This window comes from Pseudomonas fluorescens, from assembly GCF_030344995.1.
GTDB lineage: Bacteria > Pseudomonadota > Gammaproteobacteria > Pseudomonadales > Pseudomonadaceae > Aquipseudomonas > Aquipseudomonas fluorescens_BF.
The window spans coordinates 2,526,429-2,544,753 of sequence record NZ_CP128260.1 but is presented as its reverse complement, the minus strand read 5'-3'; the positions used below and the strand labels follow the sequence as shown (position 1 = coordinate 2,544,753).

23 protein-coding genes and 1 tRNA gene are annotated in these 18,325 nt (G+C 58.3%); 8 read left to right on the top strand and 16 right to left on the bottom strand.

Annotated features, from left to right (window positions below; all coding sequences use genetic code 11):
* The first annotated feature begins 53 nt into the window (after positions 1 to 53).
* The 4 genes from QR290_RS11490 to QR290_RS11475 all read left to right on the top strand — a co-directional run bounded on the left by QR290_RS11490 (position 54) and on the right by QR290_RS11475 (position 3,973).
* Positions 54 to 1,274 carry a YbfB/YjiJ family MFS transporter gene (locus QR290_RS11490; RefSeq protein ID WP_289204942.1) on the top strand — a complete coding sequence of 407 codons (1,221 nt, stop codon included), beginning with the start codon at positions 54 to 56 and terminating at the stop codon, positions 1,272 to 1,274.
* Between the two features lie 64 nt (positions 1,275 to 1,338).
* Positions 1,339 to 2,343, top strand: coding sequence for an NAD(P)H-quinone oxidoreductase (locus QR290_RS11485; RefSeq protein ID WP_289204941.1), 1,005 nt, complete (start codon positions 1,339 to 1,341; stop codon positions 2,341 to 2,343).
* A gap of 112 nt (positions 2,344 to 2,455) precedes the next feature.
* Positions 2,456 to 3,400, top strand: coding sequence for an alpha/beta hydrolase (locus QR290_RS11480; protein WP_115077237.1), 945 nt, complete (start codon positions 2,456 to 2,458; stop codon positions 3,398 to 3,400).
* A gap of 159 nt (positions 3,401 to 3,559) precedes the next feature.
* The gene (locus QR290_RS11475) at positions 3,560 to 3,973 is read left to right on the top strand and encodes a VOC family protein (RefSeq protein ID WP_115077236.1); all 414 of its coding nucleotides are present in this window, start codon (positions 3,560 to 3,562) and stop codon (positions 3,971 to 3,973) included.
* Positions 3,974 to 4,030: 57 nt separating this feature from the next.
* Here the strand turns inward: QR290_RS11475 and QR290_RS11470 are convergent, their stop codons facing one another.
* Positions 4,031 to 4,360, bottom strand: coding sequence for a hypothetical protein (locus QR290_RS11470; protein ID WP_064378879.1), 330 nt, complete (start codon positions 4,358 to 4,360; stop codon positions 4,031 to 4,033).
* Between the two features lie 226 nt (positions 4,361 to 4,586).
* On the opposite strand from QR290_RS11470, the gene QR290_RS11465 reads away from it, so the two are divergent.
* Positions 4,587 to 4,844: a hypothetical protein gene (locus QR290_RS11465; RefSeq protein ID WP_115079914.1), complete on the top strand. Its 258-nt coding sequence runs from the start codon at positions 4,587 to 4,589 to the stop codon at positions 4,842 to 4,844.
* Positions 4,845 to 5,020: 176 nt separating this feature from the next.
* On the opposite strand, the gene QR290_RS11460 is transcribed toward QR290_RS11465, so the two are convergent.
* The 9 genes from QR290_RS11460 to thrS all read right to left on the bottom strand — a co-directional run bounded on the left by QR290_RS11460 (position 5,021) and on the right by thrS (position 12,476).
* Positions 5,021 to 5,097: transfer RNA gene (locus tag QR290_RS11460), tRNA-Pro, on the bottom strand.
* 89 nt (positions 5,098 to 5,186) lie between these two features.
* The gene (locus QR290_RS11455) at positions 5,187 to 5,543 is read right to left on the bottom strand and encodes a MerR family transcriptional regulator (RefSeq protein ID WP_003179985.1); all 357 of its coding nucleotides are present in this window, start codon (positions 5,541 to 5,543) and stop codon (positions 5,187 to 5,189) included.
* Positions 5,524 to 5,826, bottom strand: coding sequence for an integration host factor subunit alpha (gene ihfA, locus QR290_RS11450; protein ID WP_002553164.1), 303 nt, complete (start codon positions 5,824 to 5,826; stop codon positions 5,524 to 5,526). Before ihfA ends, QR290_RS11455 begins: the two co-directional genes overlap by 20 nt.
* Before the next feature lie 3 nt (positions 5,827 to 5,829).
* Complete coding sequence (pheT, locus tag QR290_RS11445; protein ID WP_115077234.1) at positions 5,830 to 8,208, bottom strand: phenylalanine--tRNA ligase subunit beta; 2,379 nt, start codon at positions 8,206 to 8,208, stop codon at positions 5,830 to 5,832.
* A gap of 26 nt (positions 8,209 to 8,234) precedes the next feature.
* Positions 8,235 to 9,251: a phenylalanine--tRNA ligase subunit alpha gene (gene pheS / locus QR290_RS11440; protein ID WP_289204940.1), complete on the bottom strand. Its 1,017-nt coding sequence runs from the start codon at positions 9,249 to 9,251 to the stop codon at positions 8,235 to 8,237.
* Positions 9,252 to 9,360: 109 nt separating this feature from the next.
* On the bottom strand, positions 9,361 to 9,717 hold the full coding sequence (gene rplT, locus QR290_RS11435) for a 50S ribosomal protein L20 (RefSeq protein ID WP_002553161.1): 357 nt from the start codon (positions 9,715 to 9,717) through the stop codon (positions 9,361 to 9,363).
* Positions 9,718 to 9,747: 30 nt separating this feature from the next.
* Positions 9,748 to 9,942, bottom strand: a complete 195-nt coding sequence (rpmI, locus tag QR290_RS11430; protein WP_002553160.1) for a 50S ribosomal protein L35 — start codon at positions 9,940 to 9,942, stop codon at positions 9,748 to 9,750.
* A 60-nt stretch (positions 9,943 to 10,002) separates the two neighbouring features.
* Complete coding sequence (gene infC, locus QR290_RS11425; protein WP_169432615.1) at positions 10,003 to 10,554, bottom strand: translation initiation factor IF-3; 552 nt, start codon at positions 10,552 to 10,554, stop codon at positions 10,003 to 10,005.
* Entirely contained in the window at positions 10,554 to 12,476 is a 1,923-nt protein-coding gene (thrS, locus tag QR290_RS11420) for a threonine--tRNA ligase (protein WP_007956031.1), read from the bottom strand. The genes infC and thrS overlap by 1 nt, the downstream gene beginning before the upstream one ends.
* Before the next feature lie 371 nt (positions 12,477 to 12,847).
* On the opposite strand from thrS, the gene QR290_RS11415 reads away from it, so the two are divergent.
* Both QR290_RS11415 and QR290_RS11410 read left to right on the top strand, forming a co-directional pair.
* Positions 12,848 to 13,147 (top strand): hypothetical protein, encoded by a 300-nt coding sequence (locus tag QR290_RS11415; protein WP_115077232.1) that lies wholly within the window; start codon positions 12,848 to 12,850, stop codon positions 13,145 to 13,147.
* Positions 13,148 to 13,439: 292 nt separating this feature from the next.
* A complete protein-coding gene (locus QR290_RS11410) occupies positions 13,440 to 13,652 on the top strand; it encodes a cold-shock protein (protein WP_007956027.1) in 213 nt (70 codons plus the stop codon).
* A 72-nt stretch (positions 13,653 to 13,724) separates the two neighbouring features.
* Here the strand turns inward: QR290_RS11410 and QR290_RS11405 are convergent, their stop codons facing one another.
* Together QR290_RS11405 and QR290_RS11400 are read right to left on the bottom strand one after the other, a co-directional pair.
* Positions 13,725 to 14,042, bottom strand: a complete 318-nt coding sequence (locus QR290_RS11405; protein ID WP_289204939.1) for an I78 family peptidase inhibitor — start codon at positions 14,040 to 14,042, stop codon at positions 13,725 to 13,727.
* 167 nt (positions 14,043 to 14,209) lie between these two features.
* Entirely contained in the window at positions 14,210 to 14,515 is a 306-nt protein-coding gene (locus QR290_RS11400) for a hypothetical protein (RefSeq protein ID WP_007956024.1), read from the bottom strand.
* Between the two features lie 128 nt (positions 14,516 to 14,643).
* On the opposite strand from QR290_RS11400, the gene QR290_RS11395 reads away from it, so the two are divergent.
* A complete protein-coding gene (locus QR290_RS11395) occupies positions 14,644 to 14,856 on the top strand; it encodes a hypothetical protein (RefSeq protein ID WP_289204938.1) in 213 nt (70 codons plus the stop codon).
* Between the two features lie 33 nt (positions 14,857 to 14,889).
* Here the strand turns inward: QR290_RS11395 and QR290_RS11390 are convergent, their stop codons facing one another.
* From QR290_RS11390 to QR290_RS11375, 4 genes are read right to left on the bottom strand one after another with little or no spacing between them, the layout of a single operon-like run.
* Positions 14,890 to 15,918, bottom strand: a complete 1,029-nt coding sequence (locus QR290_RS11390) for a nucleoside hydrolase (RefSeq protein WP_115077230.1) — start codon at positions 15,916 to 15,918, stop codon at positions 14,890 to 14,892.
* Positions 15,919 to 15,962: 44 nt separating this feature from the next.
* The gene (gene rbsD / locus QR290_RS11385) at positions 15,963 to 16,367 is read right to left on the bottom strand and encodes a D-ribose pyranase (RefSeq protein ID WP_115077229.1); all 405 of its coding nucleotides are present in this window, start codon (positions 16,365 to 16,367) and stop codon (positions 15,963 to 15,965) included.
* On the bottom strand, positions 16,364 to 17,281 hold the full coding sequence (rbsK, locus tag QR290_RS11380; protein ID WP_115077228.1) for a ribokinase: 918 nt from the start codon (positions 17,279 to 17,281) through the stop codon (positions 16,364 to 16,366). The genes rbsD and rbsK overlap by 4 nt, the downstream gene beginning before the upstream one ends.
* Before the next feature lie 23 nt (positions 17,282 to 17,304).
* On the bottom strand, positions 17,305 to 18,324 hold the full coding sequence (locus QR290_RS11375) for a LacI family DNA-binding transcriptional regulator (RefSeq protein ID WP_289204937.1): 1,020 nt from the start codon (positions 18,322 to 18,324) through the stop codon (positions 17,305 to 17,307).
* Between the last annotated feature and the right edge of the window lies 1 nt (position 18,325).

Sequence of the window (18,325 nt, the reverse complement as noted above, 5' to 3'; positions counted from 1 at the left end):
CAGCAACGATAGCCGATATGCTGGGCGCCATAAACTTTCCTGGAATTGCCGCCATGCGCACTTCAACTGCTTCGCCCGAACGCCCAGACACGAATGTCTGGCTGGCGATCTTCGCCGGACTCTGCGCCAGCCTGGTCAGCATCGGTCTCGCGCGCTTCGCCTACACACCGCTGATCCCTTCGCTGATTCAGGCGCAGTGGTTTTCTGCCCATGATGTGGTCTATCTCGGCGCGGCCAACCTGGTCGGTTACCTGATCGGCGCCCTCCTCGGTCGCCCGCTGGCACACCGGTTCACTCAGAAAAACGCCTTGCGACTGATGATGCTGGCGGTGACCGTGGCGTTTTTTGCCTGTGCATACCCGGTGTCGGTGAGCTGGTATTTCGGCTGGCGCCTGCTGTCGGGAATCGCGGGCGGCGCAATCATGGTGCTGGTTGCCGCGACCGTGCTGCCCCACGTACCGGTCGCGCGCAAAGGCATGGCCAGCGGAGCGATTTTCCTCGGCATCGGTCTGGGCATCGCAGGCTCGGGCACGATCGTTCCGCTGCTGTTGAGTCTGGGTTTGCAAGCGACGTGGCTGGGATTGGGCGTGCTGTCGCTGGCACTGACGGCATTGAGCTGGTTCGGCTGGCCCTCGGAGCTGTCCCATGCAACCCCCGCAACGGTTCAGGTGGAACCGGTCGAGCCGACACCGCCTGCTGTTTATCTGTTGTTTGCCCAATACGCGTTCATGGCCGCCGGGCTGGTGCCGGCCATGGTTTTTCTGGTGGATTACGTCGCCCGTGGACTGGGCGCCGGGGCGCACGTCGGCGCGCTGGTCTGGGTCATGTATGGTTTGGGCGCTATCGTCGGCCCGGTGAGTTATGGCTTTCTCGCCGATCATCTCGGTGCGCGGACCGGCATTCGTCTGGTGCTGGTGGTGCAGGCAATTACCCTAGGCATGCTGGCCATTTCGCATTCTTTCCTGGCGCTGGCACTGATGGCAGTGATCCTCGGCTCCTTTCCACCGGGCATCGTACCGCTGGCGTTGGCCCGGGTGCATGAGCTGGTGCCGGATCATCATCGCCAACAAGTGGCGTGGAGCCGTGCCACGGTGTCGTTCGCCACGTTTCAGGCGCTGGCCGGCTTTGCCTATTCGGCGCTGTTCAACGCCACGGGAGGACAGCACGTGCTGCTCTTCGTGATTGCCGGTGGCGCCATCGTGATCGCGCTGATACTTGAGCACGCCATGAAACTGCTGCCTTCCTCCATCGAACAACGCTGCTGCACCCAATGAGGGGAATCATTGCGCCCTGACTGAGCTCCCATCTACTGATCACTTGTTTCAAGAGGAATCGAAAATGACACTACCCACTGAAATGACCCGCATCGAAATTACCGAACCGGGCGGGCCCGAGGTCCTGCAATCCCGACGCGTCCCGCTGCCGGTCGCCGCGGAAGGCGAAATACTGATCCGCGTGCACGCCGCCGGCATCAATCGCCCGGACGCCCTGCAACGCGCCGGCAAATACCCGATGAAGCCCGGCATGAACCCGATTCCTGGCCTTGAAGTGGCCGGCGAGGTTGTGGCGATTGGCAGCGGTGTCAATACATTCGCGGTCGGTGAGCGAGTCTGCGCGTTGACCAATGGCGGAGGTTACGCCGAGTACTGCACGGTCCCGGCCGGCCAGGCCCTGCCAATCCCCGATGGGCTGGACTGGATTCAGGCAGCAGCAATTCCGGAAACCTTTTTCACGGTGTGGGCCAATCTGTTCGGCCTCGGCCTCGGCGGCGCCAGCCGTGGCCAGCGCGCCCTGATCCACGGCGGCACCAGCGGCATCGGCACCACCGCATTGATGCTGTGCCGCGAGTTTGGCATCGAAGCTTTCGCCACGGCCGGCAGCGCGGACAAATGCGCAGCGATCCGCAATTTGGGCGGCGAACCGATCAACTACCGGGAACAGGATTTCGCGGCGGTCATCGCCGAGAAGACCGCCGGCCAAGGCGTGAATGTGATCCTCGACATCATGGGCGGCTCGTACCTCAACGGGAACATCAGCGCCTTGGGGATGGATGGGCGGTTGGTGATGCTCGGCTTCCTCGGTGGCGCGCGGGCCAATGACATCAATCTGCTGGCCATCCTTGGCAAGCGTGCGGTGGTCACCGGTTCCCTCCTGCGCGCCCGCACTTCAGCAGAAAAGGCTGCCATCGCCGATCAATTGCGCGAACACGTCTGGCCGGTGCTAGCCGCCGGGCGCTGCCTGCCGATCATCGACAAGGTCTATCCGCTGGCCGACGCAGCCAAGGCCCATGCGCACATGGAAGCGGGCGACCACATCGGCAAGATCGTGCTGAAGATCGACTGAATCGTTGCAGCATTTTGTAATCGTTGCAGGCGTGCGGTGGTCGAAAATGTCACGCGCGGGTCAAGGCATCTGGTAAAAAGCGTTCTTTGTCCACGCCGTGGTGAAACGTTTAATGTTCCTTGCCTTCATGACCCGACTTCGACGCCGCCGTCTGGCGTTCGCCTGCATGGCTGCCCTGATCATTGGCGTGCCGGCGAGTTGTGCCGTGCTGGAACACACCGAACGCAAACTCTTGTTTCGCATCGAACCGGGCACCGCCGGCTGGTATCACGGATTGCCCGGCAGCGTTCAGGAACTCGATCTGCAACCGAAAAGCTTCAAGGCCGGGCAAAACATTCACGCCTGGTGGTGGCCGGCGGAACGCGCCGATGCACCGGCCATCCTTTATCTGCACGGCGTACGCTGGAACCTCACAGGGCAACTGTTCCGTATCGAGCAACTGCGTGCGGCAGGTTATTCGGTACTGGCCATCGACTATCGCGGCTTCGGCCAAAGCCATGGCGATCTGCCGTCGGAAAGCACGGTTTACGAGGATGCCCGGGTGGCCTGGGAACGCTTCCAGCTGTTGCAGCCCGATCCAAACAAACGCCTGATCTACGGGCACTCGCTGGGGGGCGCGGTCGCCATCGATCTGGCTGCCGAACTCGGACGCGATGCCGCCAGAAATCACACCCCACCGCCCGTGCGGGGACTGGTCATCGAATCCACATTCACCTCATTGGCGGATGTCGCGGCGGCAGTGGCCAACACCTCCCTTCCAGTCCGTTGGTTGCTGTCGCAGAAATTCGACTCCATCGACAAGATCGCCGAGATCCACATGCCGTTGCTGGTGGTGCACGGACTGGCCGACGCATTCGTGCCGTCACGCTTCAGCGAGCAACTGTTCGCCGCCGCCCGGCAACCGAAACGCCTGCTGCTGGTGCCCGGCGCAACGCACAACAACAGCATGGCGCTGGGGGGACAGAACTATCGCAAGGCGATCGATGCGCTGATGCAAACCCGACCTGCCGCCCGGGTGGCAGGCGCAGCGGTACAGAAGAACCCACGCGACTCCTGACGCCCTCCCAACAAGACCATCGGTCACCCTGAACAGAAATTCTTGCAGCATCGGCTGGCAATCCGGCGTTCTAACGCTTTGCTGGATGGAGTCAATCCATGATGCTGCTTCGGCACACCCGGCCGCGCAGCGTTCCACTGCCTATTCGGGAGTACCACCATGAAAATCAACCCGTACCTGATCTTCAACGGCGACTGCCGCGCAGCCTTCACGTTTTACGAGCAATGCCTGCAAGGCAAACTCGAAGCGATGATGACCTTCGGCGAAACCCCAGCCGCCGAACATGTGCCCAAAGAGCATCACGACCTGATCATCCACACCTGCCTGAAAGTCGGCGATCAGATGCTCATGGCTTCGGACACCACACCCGACCGCCCCACCCAAGGCATGAGCGGTTGCTCGATTTCCCTGAATGTCGACAGCATCGCCGAGGCCGAACGGGTGTTTAACGCCCTGGCCAGGGACGGTCGCGTCGACATGCCATTGGAAGCCACCTTCTGGGCCGCGCGCTTCGGCATGCTGGTGGATCGTTTTGGCGTGTCGTGGATGGTCAATTGCGAAAGTGACAAGTGACGCTGCCAGTGCGCCGAACATGAAAAAGCCCGACCTCTTCAGGTCGGGCTTTTGCGTTCAACGCTGGGCCAGCTCGTGCCGAACGCACTGTTCGTAATAGGTCTGCTTGACGGCCGCCGGCTTGAGCCGCGACGCGCTGTCGTAAGTCTGCTCGGTAATGCCCATGGCTGTCATGCGCATCCACGGTTGCTGGAACTTGCGCGCCTGCAAGCGCTTGCGCGCACCATACAGTGAAATCCCTGATAGCTTCGACTGTTGCGCGCCGGCTGCGATGTCCGAACCCCAGGTACACGCAAAACGATGGCTCTTGCTCAGTTCCCTGGCCTGGGCCTCCACCGCGAACAAAGCGAGGGAAAGCGTTGCTACGGTGATGACAATCGTCCGCATATGGCCCACCTAACCTTTTGAAAAAAGGCGAGTTTGCCGGGATTGGAAACATTCGGGGGCCAGCAATTTGCCGCCTATTGCAGCCATGCTGGAGCGAAGGCTTTCCACAAAAGATGCACGGCTACACAACCATCCGTCTCCCACCTCTCCCGCCCGTCAGCCGCTCGGCACTTTGTTTCGCCTCTCATTTTCCAAAGTACATCCACCCGACGCGGAAGCCCTCATGATGAACATATCCATTGCAGCCCTCCTGCTTGGAGGCTTTTTGTCTGCAAGCGCCCCTCTCGCCGTGGCGGGAAGTACCGTTCCGCCTTCTGCCATTCCCGGGGTCAACCAGGGTGGAACCGAATCCAAGGAGGAAAAGGCCGACAAAAAGGGTGAAGAAGCATCGGGGTCGAACTCTGGTGCAGAGACCCACGAGACAGAGAAAGATGCGCAAACATCCAGCGGTTCAAAAGATGGTATGGAAAAAAAGAAACCTTGAATGACTTTGCCGCCACCTCCGGCAAAGCAAGCCATTTTCGCGGACACAAAAAAAAGCCGATCTGATATCGGCTTGAGTGTCTGACTCTATTGAAGAGGAACCATGATCCCACTCCTAAAGTCCCTGCGCATGAAAAAGCCCAACTCGCTAAAGTTGGGCTAAGTCATTGAATTATATGGTCGGGACGGAGTGATTCGAACACTCGACCCCTAGCACCCCATGCTAGTGCGCTACCGGACTGCGCTACGCCCCGACTAGGTTTGAAACTCGCTCTCCATCTCGAAGAACGCTCAAGAATATATCGCAAGCTTTTGAAAACTGGAAGTATTTAAAAGCAGGAAATTATTTCTTGAGAACCACCAGAACATCTTCGAGCTCGGCGATCATCTGGCGGATCATTTGCTTGTATTGGGTGGTGTCGTCTTTAGCTTCATCGCCGGACAGACGCAGGCGCGCGCCGCCGATGGTGAACCCCTGATCGTAAAGGAGCGCGCGGATCTGCCGGATCATCAGCACGTCCTGGCGCTGATAATACCGGCGGTTTCCGCGGCGTTTGACGGGGTTGAGCTGAGGAAACTCCTGTTCCCAGTAGCGCAGCACGTGTGGTTTTACCGCACACAGCTCGCTGACTTCACCAATGGTGAAGTAGCGTTTGCCCGGGATGACGGGGAGTTCGTCGTTATGACTTGGTTCCAGCATAAGCCTCAACTCGGGCCTTCAACTTCTGCCCTGGACGAAAGGTGACCACACGGCGAGCCGTGATCGGGATTTCTTCCCCCGTTTTCGGGTTGCGGCCAGGCCGCTGGCGTTTGTCCCGAAGGTCGAAATTGCCGAAACCCGACAATTTGACCTGCTCGTTGTCTTCAAGAGCGTGCCTGATTTCCTCGAAAAACAGTTCAACCAATTCCTTGGCTTCCCGCTTGTTCAGGCCCAGCTCTTCATACAGACGTTCCGCCATCTCAGCTTTCGTCAAAGCCCCCATACGTCACTTCCTTAACGTGGCGTTCAACCTTTGTTCGAGCGAGGTGAGGATATTTTGCGTCGTCGAATTCACCTCATCGTCATTAAGAGTGCGCGATGGATGCTGCCAGGTCAAGCCGACTGCAAGGCTTTTTCTATCAGGATCAATGCCTTTACCCTGATACACGTCAAATAGCCTGAGGTCTGTCAGCCATTCGCCTGCATTTTCACGGATTACGTCCAGTACAGCCGAGGCTGCGACGTCTTTGTGCGCAATCAGTGCCAGGTCACGACGCACTTCAGGAAAGCGCGACAACTCGTGGAATTTCGGCATTTTACCCAGAGCGACTTCAGCCAGGATCAGTTCGAAGACAAAGACCGGACGGTCGAGACCCAGGGATTTCGACAGCTCAGGGTGAATCGCGCCGATAAAGCCGACTTCACGCCCTTCCCGCTCGATGCGTGCGGTTTGGCCTGGATGCAGCGCAGGATGTTTGCCCGGTGCAAAAGTGAACTGATCCAGCGCACCGGCAAAGCCCAGCACCGCCTCTACGTCAGCCTTGACGTCGAAGAAATCGACGGTATCGCGACCTTGCGCCCAACCTTCCGGCAGACGGCTGCCGCACACCACACCAGCGATCATCGGCTCTTGCTTCAGACCGTCCAGCTGACCGACAAAGCGCAGGCCGCTCTCGAACAGACGAACACGATCCTGCTGACGGTTGAGGTTGTGCTGCAACGCCTTGACCAGACCCGGCCAAAGCGACGAACGCATGGCAGCCATGTCATTGGAGATCGGGTTCGCCAACAACAGCGGCTCGACGCCCGGGTTGAAGAGCTCGAATTGCTTCGGATCGATGAAGCTGTAAGTGATTGCTTCCTGATAGCCACGAGCGACCAGCAGACGACGCAGCTCCGGCAGATCGCTACGCGCTTCAGCCTTGGCTTGTGGCGCCAGACGAGCTTGCGGATAACGAACCGGCAGGCGGTTGTAACCGTACAGACGCGCCAGCTCTTCGATCAGATCGACTTCCAGGCTGATATCGAAGCGGTGGCTCGGCACTTCTACGCGCCACTGCCCTGCTCCATCTGCAGAAACCTTCAGACCCAAAGCATTGAGCAGTCGCTCGACTTCGGCCGAATCCATTTCCATGCCCAGCATCTGGGTGATGCGCTGCGCACGCAGGGTGATCGGCGCGATCGACGGCAGATGCTGCTCGCTGACGGTCTCGATGATCGGGCCGGCTTCGCCACCGGTGATTTCCAGCAGCAGACCAGTGGCGCGCTCCATGGCTTCACGCGCCAGTTGCCAGTCCACACCACGCTCATAGCGGTGCGAAGCATCGGTGTGCAGGCCGTACGAGCGCGCCTTGCCCGCCACAGCGATCTGGTCGAAAAACGCACTTTCAAGGAATACGTCGCGAGTGGTCGCGGATACACCGCTGTGCTCGCCACCCATCACACCGGCAATGGCCAGAGCGCGAGTGTGGTCGGCGATCACCAGCGTATCGCTGCGCAGGCTGACTTCCTGACCGTCGAGCAGCACGAGCTTCTCGCCCTCTTCCGCCATGCGCACACGGATGCCGCCATTGATTTCGGCGAGATCGAAAGCGTGCAGCGGCTGACCCAGCTCGAGCATCACGTAGTTGGTGATGTCGACGGCGGCGTCGATGCTGCGGACTTCGGCGCGACGCAGACGCTCAACCATCCACAGCGGCGTCGGCCTGGACAGGTCAACGTTGCGGATGACACGGCCCAGATAACGCGGGCAGGCAGCAGGTGCCAGGACTTCAACCGAGCGCACTTCGTCGTGCACCGCCGCAACGGTCATCACCACCGGGCGAGTGACCGGAGCGTCGTACAGCGCACCGACTTCACGGGCCAGACCGGCCAGGGACAGGCAGTCGCCGCGGTTCGGAGTCAGATCGACTTCGATGCTGGCATCTTCCAGGTCCAGATAAACACGGAAGTCTTCGCCTACCGGCGCATCGGCCGGCAGCTCCATCAGACCGTCATTGCCTTCACCGACCTGCAGCTCGGATTGCGAGCACAGCATGCCGTTGGACTCGACGCCGCGCAGCTTGGCCTTCTTGATCTTGAAGTCGCCCGGCAGCTCGGCACCGATCATCGCGAACGGAATCTTCAGGCCCGGACGCACGTTTGGCGCACCGCACACGACCTGGAAGGTTTCCGCGCCGTTGCTGACCCGGCACACGCGCAACTTGTCGGCATCGGGATGCTGCTCGGTGCTCAGCACCTCGCCCACCACCACGCCACTGAAAACACCGGCGGCCGGCGTAACGCTATCGACCTCAAGACCGGCCATCGACAGACGGGCAACCAGCGCGTCGCGATCTACCTGCGGGCTGACCCAGCCACGCAGCCATTGTTCACTGAATTTCATCCTGCTCTCCTAAGAATTCGTTACGACTAGCGAAATTGCGCGAGGAACCGCAAGTCGTTGTCGAAGAACAGACGCAAGTCGTTCACGCCGTAACGCAGCATGGCCAGACGCTCAACGCCCATGCCGAAGGCAAAGCCCGAGAACTCTTCCGGGTCGATCCCGGACATGCGCAGCACGTTCGGGTGAACCATGCCGCAGCCCATCACTTCCAGCCAGCCAGTCTGTTTGCAGACGCGGCAGCCTTTACCGCTGCACATCACGCATTCCATGTCGACTTCGGCGGAAGGCTCGGTGAACGGGAAGTACGAGGGACGGAAACGCACGGCCAGTTCTTTTTCGAAGAACACACGCAGGAATTCTTCGATCGTGCCTTTGAGGTCGGCGAAGTTGATATCACGATCGACCAGCAGGCCTTCAACCTGGTGGAACATCGGCGAGTGGGTGATATCGGAGTCGCTGCGATACACACGGCCTGGGCAAACGATGCGGATCGGCGGCTTTTTCGATTCCATGGTGCGGACCTGTACCGGCGAGGTATGGGTGCGCAGCAACATGTTGGCATTGAAATAGAAGGTGTCATGCATCGACCGGGCCGGGTGATGACCTGGGATGTTGAGCGCCTCGAAATTGTGATAGTCGTCTTCGACCTCAGGGCCTTCGGCAATGCCGTAGCCGATATGGGTGAAGAAGTGCTCGATACGTTCCAGAGTCCGGGTTACCGGATGCAGACCACCAGAGGTCTGACCGCGGCCCGGCAGGGTCACGTCAATGGATTCGGCAGACAGTTTGGCAGCCAGTTCGGCTTCCTCAAACAGAGCCATGCGCGCATTGAGAACGCCTGTGACACGTTCCTTGGCAACGTTGATCAGCGCACCGACCTGCGGACGCTCTTCTGCCGGCAAATTCCCCAGGGTCTTCATCACCTGAGTCAATTCACCCTTTTTGCCAAGGTATTGAACCCGGATTTGCTCCAGGGCATTGATATCTTCAGCGCTTTGCACAGCCTTTAGTGCTTGAGCGACCAGCGCATCCAGGTTTTCCATGTACAGACTCCAGATACAAAATAGGGGAAGAGCTTGAAGGCTCTTCCCCTATTTATGACGTTTAACACCTGACCCCACAGAGGTGAGGCCGGGTGACTGTCGGGGGTACTTAAGCCAAGGTGGCTTTAGCTTTCTCGACAATCGCAGCAAACGCCGCTTTTTCGTTCACTGCCAGATCAGCCAGAACCTTACGGTCGATCTCGATGGACGCTTTTTTCAGGCCAGCGATGAAACGGCTGTAGGACAGACCGTTAACACGAGCACCAGCGTTGATACGAGCGATCCACAGAGCGCGGAACTGACGTTTTTTCTGACGACGGTCACGGTAGGCGTATTGGCCTGCCTTGATTACCGCTTGCTTGGCAACACGGAATACGCGGGAGCGTGCGCCGTAGTAGCCTTTAGCAAGTTTCAGAATTTTTTTGTGACGTTTACGGGCAATGACGCCACGCTTTACACGAGCCATGAGTTACTTCCTCTATTCTTGATCCAAAAATTAACGAAGGCGCAGCATGCGCTCGACTTTTGCCACGTCAGACGGATGCAGCAAGCTGCTACCGCGCAGTTGACGCTTACGCTTGGTCGACATTTTGGTCAGGATGTGGCTCTTGAAAGCGTGCTTGTGCTTGATACCGTTAGCAGTTTTCAGAAACCGCTTAGCAGCACCACTTTTGGTTTTCATCTTTGGCATGTTCGGATACTCCGCATTCAGTTGATAAACATAATCAGAAGGCCTGCCGTGCCCTGTTGATTACTTCTTCTTTTTCGGGGCGATGACCATGATCAGCTGGCGTCCTTCCATCTTAGGATGCTGTTCGACCGAACCGTACTCGAGCAGGTCTTGTTCAACCCGCTTGAGGAGTTCCATCCCCAGCTCCTGGTGGGCCATCTCACGGCCGCGGAATCGCAAGGATACCTTAGCCCTGTCCCCGTCACTCAGGAAACGTACCAGGTTGCGCAGTTTTACCTGGTAATCCCCTTCCTCCGTCCCTGGACGAAACTTGATTTCTTTTACCTGAATCTGCTTCTGGTTCTTCTTCGCCGCAGCAATCTGCTTCTTCTTTTCGAAGATCGATTTGCCGTAGTCCATCACACGGCAAACCGGTGGGACTGCGTCGGCAGAGATTTCTACCAGATCAAGCTTTGCTTCTTCAGCAATACGAAGCGCTTCATCAATCGAGACGATGCCAATCTGCTCGCCATCAGCGCCAATTAACCGAACCTCGCGTGCCGAGATATTCTCGTTGATCGGGGCTTTCGGTGCAGCTCGTTTATCTTGTCTCATTTCACGCTTAATAATAATTACTCCGAATCTGGGCGACCACGCCGGGAAACCGCTTGCGCGAGAAACTCAGCGAACTGGGCGACGGGCATCGAGCCCAGGTCAGCACCTTCACGAGTACGCACAGCGACAGTCTGCATCTCGACTTCCTTATCCCCAATAACCAAGAGATATGGAACCTTGAGCAAAGTATGCTCGCGGATTTTAAAGCCGATCTTTTCATTTCTCAAGTCAGACTTGGCACGAAACCCGCTTTCGTTGAGAGTTTTTTCGACCTGAGCGACGAAATCTGCCTGTTTATCAGTGATATTCATGATCACTGCCTGGGTTGGCGCCAGCCACGCAGGGAATGCACCTTCGTAGTGCTCGATCAGAATCCCGACGAAACGCTCGAACGAACCGAGGATCGCACGGTGCAACATCACCGGATGCTTGCGGCTGTTGTCTTCGGAGACGTATTCGGCTCCCAGACGTACAGGCAGGTTGAAATCGAGCTGCAAGGTACCACACTGCCACACGCGGCCGAGGCAATCTTTCAGCGAGAATTCGATCTTCGGACCGTAGAACGCACCCTCACCCGGCTGCAGATCGTACGGCAGACCAGCGCTATCAAGGGCTGCAGCCAGGGCCGCTTCGGCGCGATCCCACAGCTCGTCGGAACCGACACGCTTTTCCGGACGAGTGGACAGCTTCATCTCGACATCGGTAAAGCCGAAGTCGCGATAAACATCCATGGTCAGCTTGATGAAGGCAGCGGACTCAGCCTGCATCTGCTCTTCGGTGCAGAAAATGTGGGCGTCATCCTGAGTGAACGCACGCACACGCATGATTCCGTGCAGCGCACCCGATGGCTCGTTACGGTGGCAGGCACCGAACTCGGCCAAGCGCATCGGCAGCTCGCGGTAGCTCTTCAGGCCTTGGTTGAACACTTGCACATGGCAAGGGCAGTTCATCGGCTTGATCGCGTAGTCGCGGCTTTCCGACTCAGTAGTGAACATGTTGTCGGCGTAGTTGGCCCAATGCCCGGATTTTTCCCACAGGCTACGGTCAACGACTTGCGGAGTCTTGATTTCAAGATACCCGTTGTCTCGCTGCACCTTGCGCATGTACTGCTCGAGTACCTGGTACAGCGTCCAGCCATTCGGGTGCCAGAACACCATGCCCGGCGCTTCTTCCTGGGTGTGGAACAGGCCCAGGCGTTTGCCGATCTTGCGGTGATCGCGCTTTTCAGCTTCTTCAATGCGCTGGATGTACGCCGCCAGCTGCTTCTTGTCTGCCCAGGCAGTGCCATAAACGCGCTGCAATTGCTCGTTCTTGGCATCACCGCGCCAGTAGGCGCCGGACAGCTTGGTCAATTTGAAGGATTTCAGGAAGCGGGTGTTCGGCACGTGCGGACCACGGCACATGTCGACGTATTCTTCGTGATAGTACAGGCCCATGGCCTGCTCGTTCGGCATGTCTTCGACCAGACGCAGCTTGTAGTCTTCGCCACGGGCCTTGAACACTTCGATAACTTCTGCACGCGGAGTGACTTTCTTGATGACGTCATATTCTGTATCGATCAGCTGTTGCATGCGCTGTTCGATGGCCGCCATGTCGTCCGGGGTAAAAGGACGCTCGAAGGCGATATCGTAATAGAAGCCTTCGTCGATAACCGGCCCGATGACCATTTTCGCAGTCGGGTACAACTGCTTGACCGCATGGCCGACCAGGTGGGCACAAGAGTGGCGAATGATTTCCAGCCCCTCTTCATCCTTTGGCGTGATGATTTGCAGCGTCGCGTCGCTGTCGATGATGTCGCAGGCGTCGACCAGCTTGCCGTTGACCTTGCCGGCCACGGTGGCCTTGGCCAGACCTGCACCAATGGATGCGGCGACCTCGGCTACGGAAACCGGGTGATCGAATGAACGTTGACTGCCGTCGGGAAGAGTAATAGTTGGCATGGCGCCTCCTCTCCTAGTGGTGACCCCTACCAAAGGTCACGTGGGTTGGGATGAGCCAGTACAAGATCCGATCCAGGCCATTCAATGACGAACGCCTGCCTTACAGCGGCAGGAGCCTTGCGGCCAACCGGAAAACCGAACCAGAGTGACTGGGATTCAAATCAGAAAATTCGTACATTGCCGCCACCGGGACTGAAGGTCATCCGGAGCCTGCGAACGCCCGAGTCGGCCATGCTAGCACAGATGAACGGTCACACACGCACTCTGGTTTTACCGGCAGGCAAATCGTCAGTTTTATGCCAGAGTGATGAACTTGATCGGCCACTCAGCCATCAGATAACAAGACATCGACCCACAAGGAGCATCCTCGTATGCGTCTGAACACCCTATTCGCCGCAGTCGTACCTTTAGTTCTCCTGTTGCCGCTGAGCGCGCAGGCTGCCTGGCCGAAAGGCGTCAAAGAGCAATACATGAACGACTGCACAAAAGCGGCCAGCCAAAGCGTCAACCCGACCGTTGCCAAACAACACTGCACTTGCGGTGCTGATGTCCTGGAGAAGAAATTTACCACCCAGGAAATCTCTCAGCTGATGGACAAGAACACCCCGCCGAGCGGTGACCTGGGTCAGCGCGCGCTGAAGGAAATCTCGGTTTGCCGAGTGCAGAAATAGACCCTGGCGAGCGAAATTACGGGCATTCGGCGTGCACAAAACGGCCAGAATGCCCCCGAATCCGATATTTTATGCAGGTTTTATAGCTTTTTTTACACCCCGCCGAATCGGCTAAAAGCCTCTGAAACCGGGGGTTACAGACATTCAAACTGTCGAAGCGTCTGCAATATGAAAGCAAACAGCACGTCCGGGGGGCTACCAAAGCGAACATTTCGACTATGATACCCCGGTGTGCCCAGTTGGCCTGAGCAGCACAGTACTACTGAAAATATATGTTTCTTGGAGATACACCATGTCTAATCGCCAAACCGGCACCGTTAAATGGTTCAACGATGAAAAAGGCTTCGGCTTCATCACTCCTCAAGGTGGCGGTGACGACCTGTTCGTACACTTCAAAGCTATCGAAACTGACGGTTTCAAAAGCCTGAAAGAAGGCCAGACCGTTTCCTTCGTGGCTGAGAAAGGCCAAAAGGGTATGCAAGCTGCACAAGTTCGCCCAGAGTAATTTCCAGGCGCACTAAAAAAACCCCGTCCATGTGACGGGGTTTTTTATGGGTGAAACAAAAGCCCGGAAGGCTCAGCCACAGTTAACGCGAGTGACCGTCAGGTTCTGATCAGTATTCAGGTTGAGGCGATCGGAACGGTACTCCAAAGTAATCATGTCATTAGGCTTGAGGAACCGGGCGTTCTGCGCTCCGGCTTTTTTACGGGCCTGCTCCAACAACTCCGGCGAAGCTTTCTTGCCGAGAGCGAACTCCGCAGCTGACGCCTCACAACGACCATGTCCGGCCTCAGTCGCCACGGGATCCTTCTGCGACTCGCTGGAGGTCGTAGTGCAACCACCCAATAGAGCAACGGCCATCAGTGCACCCAGTGACGCGAACTTCCAAGGCATTGAAGCCTCCTTATTTCAATTTTGAGCAGAGATCGTGCGACCGCCAATATGGCGTTTGGTTTCACGGTGAGTGCTATCACCCTGCCCCACGATCGGAAAAACGCCGAGTGTGCCTGAGCAATGCCTGAAGCATCACCCCGCAAAACGTCACTGAATATTAATGACGCTCAATAGACATCAATGTAGTCATAGGGCGGATTCGGCCAGTTGTCCTTGAGCGCATTGAAGATCTGCATGACCCAGACCTCGTCGCTGGCCGCGACATTTCCCACGTATCCCGAGCCTTTTGCCCAAGTCTCCAGGCGAAACAGCAGGCCATCGATGTCCTGACCACCAGTGACGCCCGAAGAGATATAAGCGATCCCGCCTTTGGTTACGCGCAGTTGGGTGTGCTCGTCATCACTGGCTGACGCCAGCATCCGGCGCACGGCATCAAGGGTCAGGCCGTCGGGGCTATTCAAATCGATCTGCACAGCGCAATCCTTGTTTGTTGCGGAAACGACCAAGTGTCGCATAGCCCTGCGCTCATGCCTAAGTCGCAGTGCCAAACGCTCGGCAAAGTGGTTAACTCAAAGCTCCGATCCCGTGACCGAGCTCTGCCATGACCACCGTAAGCATTACCGCCGACATCAAGGCCACCTGGCCACAAGGGCACAGCTCTTACAGTCCGGGCAGCCCGGAGGAGTTGGCATTGATCAGCATCGACTTGCTGGTGAAGACATTGGGAACACAGGGCGCGCAATCGTTCATTGCCCAGCTGTTCGAGAAGTATCCCGATGAATTCAAAGGGACATCGGACACCGAGAGGGAGTAAAAGCCCGCAAGCTGGCACTTGCGGGCGTATGGCTTACTTCAGGCGCTTCAGGCGCTCGGTCAGCAGATCGAAGAAGCCTTGGGCGTCGCCGTTCTCCACCCAGAAGGCGTTCTTCGGTGCCTTCAGGCCGTCATACCAGTCGACAATGGTCTGGCCGAACGTCGGACCTTCACGGCTGTCGACCACCACATTCACCGAACGCCCGGTGAAGAGTTCAGGCTTGAGCAGATAAGCCACGACGGTAGCGTCATGCACCGGACCACCCGGAATGCCGTAGTGCTCCATATCCCCTTTGATGTACTCGTTGAGGATGTCGCCGACAATCTTGCTCGCATTGTTGTTCAGCGCCGCAATCTGCTTCAGGCGTGCATCGCTGGTCAGGATCTTGTGGGTCACGTCCAGCGGCAGGTAAGTCAGTTTCACGCCACTTTTGAGCACCACCTCCGCTGCTTGCGGATCGGCGTACAGGTTGAATTCGGCCACCGGCGTGATGTTGCCGCCATTGAAGTGGGCGCCACCCATGATCACCACTTCCTTGATCCCCTGAACAATCTCCGGCTCCTGAATCAGCGCCAAGGCCAGGTTGGTCTGCGGACCGAGCATCGCGATAGTGATGCTGTGCGGCTTGGCTTTTTTCAGGGTGTCGATCAGATAGTTGACCGCATTGCCTTCGGCCAGACCCTTTTTCGGCTCATGCACGGTGACACCCGACAGGCCTTCCTTGCCATGAATGTTTTCGGCGTAGATCGGCGTACGCAACAGCGGTTTCGGCGCACCGGCGTACACCGGAATCTCTTCCCGCCCCGCCCACTCACGGGCCAAACGCGCATTGCGCGAAGTCTTGTCCAGACGCACGTTGCCGGCCACGGTGGTCAACGCGCGAATGTTCAGTTCCTCCGGGGAGGCCAGGGCAAACAACAGGGCGACCACGTCGTCGGCGCCCGGATCGGTGTCGATGATCAGGTCGATCTTTTCCGCCGCTTGGGCGCCGGTCGCGGTTATCACGGACAAAAGCAGCAGACTCCGAATCAATTGATGCATTTTTTGAGCATAGCGGTGCATGGCGCATTCCTTGTGCAGATGAAATCAAAAGGGGCGAACCCTGTTTAGAACGTAACTCCAGACACCAGCACGATGTTGCAGTACGGCTGGCATTCACCCGTACGAACAATCGCTCGTGCCTGTCGGCTGAGTACCTTGAATTGCTCGTGACTGAGCAGATCGCGCCGCCCGAGCGAGCCTTCGTCATTCAGCTCCTCCAGCGTGGACAGCGCAGTTGGTTGCTTGTCGAAAATCTCCTTGGCCAGCGCATGGCTTTCCACCTCCATCTCGCTGAGCACGACTTTCAGGGTGCTGACGAAATCCGGCACGCCGTGCGTCAGCGCCAGATCGATCAGTTCGACACCCGGCGGCACCGGCAAACCGGCGTCGCCGATCACGACCATGTCGCCGTGGCCAAGGGAGGCAACCAGCCGCGACAGGGCGACATTGAGCAAAGGAGTCTTTTTCATGCGGATTTGAATGCCTGTACGTCGGAGGTGGTGGGAATGGACGGCTGGGCGCCTGCCCGGGTAACCGACAGGGCCGCTGCGACTTGCCCGAAACGAATGGCCTCGTCCTCGGCTTTGCCGGCCGCCAGTGCAGCCGCGAATCCGCCGACAAAAGTATCCCCGGCGGCAGTGGTATCGACAGCCTTCACTTTGGGGGCAGGAAAATGCTGGTAACCCGTGCCATTGGCGAACAGTGAACCTTGAGCCCCCAGCGTGATGATGACCTTGCCAGCGCCCAGTGAAATCAGGTGCGCAGCGGCTTTTTCGGCGGTCTCCAGCGAATCCACCGCCAAACCACTGAGGGCAGCGGCCTCGCTCTCGTTGGGAATCAGGTAATCGATGGCGGCAAACCAGTCCGTCGGCAACGGACGACTGGCCGGCGCCGGGTTGAGGATGACCGTCTTGCCCAATTCACGCCCGCGCTTCAGCGCGTGGCCCACAGTCGCATCGGGGATTTCCAGCTGGCAGATGATCACGTCGGCCGCTTGCAACACGGCGTCGAACCGGTCAATGACCGCCGGGGTCATCGAGCCATTAGCACCGGCCACGATGACAATCGCGTTCTGACTGTTGTCATCGACCACGATCAGCGCCACGCCACTGGAATCCTCCACCACGCTGACCGCCTGACAATCGATCTGCTCAGCCAGCAACGCGTCGCGCAATTGCACGCCGTAGTCGTCGTTGCCGACACAGCCGATCATCGACACTTGCGCCCCCAGTCGCGCAGCGGCCACCGCCTGATTGGCGCCCTTGCCACCGGACACGGTCGCGAAGGAATGGCCGATCAGCGTCTCACCGCCCCGGGGCAAGCGCGGCGCCCGGGTGACCAGGTCCATGTTCAGGCTGCCTATTACCACTACATTTGCGGACATACATCATTACTCTTCAATTCGTTTCAGCGGTATTCGGTGAACACGCCGGACAGCGGTGCAGTCGACTCGCGCAGGACAATACTCGGCGTCACGATCCGCTGATCCGTCGCCAGACCCGGGGCGGCAATTCTTCGCAACAACACTTCCGCCGCCATTTCCCCCAACTGAAGGATCGACTGGCCCACGGTCGTCAGCGCTGGATACACGTAGCGACTCATCTGGATATCGTCGAAGCCGATCACCGAAAGTTCAGCGGGCACGCGCACGTTGCGCTCGGCCGCAGCCCGCAGCACACCGATGCCGATCATGTCGTTACCGGCGAAAATCGCGCTCGGCGGGTTGTGCTCAAGCAGGATCGAAGCCGCGTTATAACCGCCGGTGCTGGTGAAGTCGCTTTCCAGCATGCGCGACGGGGACACTTCAACCCCGGCCTCTTTCAGCGCTCGAGAAAAACCGGCCTGACGCATTTGCGCGACACTGGTACTGGCCGGACCACCGATCGTGGCGATATCGCGATGACCGAGCTCAAGCAGATGCCGTGTCGCGAGGTACGCGCCATATTCGTGATCGATGCGCACCAGGTCGGCATCCACGCCCTCGAGTCCACGGTCGACGATCACCATCGGCGTCTTCACGCCCGCCAGTCCTTGCGCCAGACCGCTGTCACCACCCGCAGAGGCGACGATCAGGCCGTCGATGCGTTTTTCCAGCAGGACCCGCAGATAGCTGCGCTGTTTGTCCGGGTTGTCGTCGGAGTTGCAGAGGATCACGCAGTAGCCGTTACGCTCGCAGTAGTCCTCGATCCCGCGCGCCAGCTCGGCGAAGTACGGGTTGAGACTGTTGGGAACCAGCAAACCGATGGTGGCGGTGGTTTTCGCTTTCAGCGAACGGGCCACGGCGCTCGGCACATAGTCGAGACTCTTGATCGCCGCCTCGACCTTGAGCCGCACCTCTTCGCTCACCGGTCGGGTCTTGTTTACTACGTGGGACACGGTCGTGTAGGAAATTCCTGCGAGTGCCGCCACATCCTTGATCGTTGCCATT